Raw genomic sequence first — 1,257 nt, forward strand, 5'->3', positions numbered from 1 at the left:
CATGGGCCTGTCTCCCTGCAGCGGACGCCAAGAAGCTGGCTATCCAGTCTTCTGCCTCAAGCTCTTTGCATATTCGTTCGGAGAACGATATCCCAGAGCTGAGTGCAGTCGACTGCTGTTGTAAAACCCATGCACATAGCTGGCGATTGATAGCTGTGCCTGTTTTTTTGTGGGGTAGACCCCGAAAGCCTCCTCTCTTTTCAGCGTAGCGAAAAAGCTCTCGGCCACTGCGTTGTCCCAGCAATTTCCCTTTCGACTCATGCTCTGGGTGAAGTCCTTCTTGGCCAGCGTTAGACGGAACTTACTGCTTGCGTACTGACGGCCCTGATCGGAGTGAAATACTGCTCCGCTAGTGCCAGAACAGGCGCTCCAGGCATTCAGAAACGCACTTTCGACCAGGCCATCTGGCATGCGGTCTGACAAGCTGTAGCCCAATATCTGGCGGGTCTGGATACTCAACACTATCGCTAGATACAACCAACCCTCTCTGGTTGGGAGGTAGGTGATATCACTGACCCAGGTCGGCGTGGGGTTATCGATGGAAAACTGACGCGCCAACACATTGCTCGCCACCGGCAAATAATGGCTGCTGTCAGTGGTACAGGGCCTGAAACCTCCTTTGGACTTGCCCTGTATCCGCTCCTCGCGCATCAACCGCCTGACCCGTTTGTGGCCCACTGCATACGATTTCTGGCGCAAGGCGGCGACCAACCGTGGCCGACCGTAGGTGCGTCGACTGGCCGCATAGACGCTGCGCAACTCAATGCGAATCTGAGCGTCAGGATCAGGGCGAGGTTGCCTGAGCGCATAATCGTAGAAACCTGAAGTCGAGACTTCCATCACCCGACACAACACCCGCACCGGGTATTGAGTCCGTTCAGCAGCGACGAAGGCGTATCTCACCTGGACTCTCTGGCGAAGAATACCGCCGCCTTTTTTAGGATTTCACGCTCCATTTTCAGCTCGGCAACCTCGGCTCGCAGGCGAGCAAGCTCACTGCCTTCCTTCGTGATGGGCTTGCGCTCGGGCGAACTCAACGGTTGGCCCTTGCGCGTGGCGTTCACCCAGTTGTCGAGCGTTTTGACGGACATCTCTAGCTGGCGGGCCGCTTCGGCTCTGCCAACGCTTTCAGCTAACGCAACCGCTTGAGTCTTGAACTCATCGGTATAGTTACGGCGAGTAGATGGATACATGGCAACCTCCAAGAGAACGATTTAAGTATCGCTTCTTGGCGTCCGTTGTCACGGGACAGGCCCA

General features: G+C 55.9%; 2 protein-coding genes. Both read right to left on the bottom strand.

The window, feature by feature from the left end:
• Positions 1-39: 39 nt before the first annotated feature.
• Positions 40-903 (bottom strand): IS3 family transposase, encoded by an 864-nt coding sequence (locus HX792_RS30200; RefSeq protein ID WP_371319393.1) that lies wholly within the window; start codon positions 901-903, stop codon positions 40-42.
• Positions 900-1,193, bottom strand: coding sequence for a transposase (locus tag HX792_RS30205; RefSeq protein ID WP_176999488.1), 294 nt, complete (start codon positions 1,191-1,193; stop codon positions 900-902). The genes HX792_RS30200 and HX792_RS30205 overlap by 4 nt, the downstream gene beginning before the upstream one ends.
• Positions 1,194-1,257: the final 64 nt, after the last annotated feature.

Source organism: Pseudomonas sp. B6002, assembly GCF_013385985.1.
In the GTDB taxonomy this organism is placed as follows: Bacteria; Pseudomonadota; Gammaproteobacteria; order Pseudomonadales; family Pseudomonadaceae; genus Aquipseudomonas.

Excerpts from the sequence above, each read along its gene's own strand:
- HX792_RS30205 (WP_176999488.1), bottom strand. The coding sequence starts at position 1,193 with ATGTATCCATCTACTCGCCGTAACTATACCGATGAGTTCAAGACTCAA.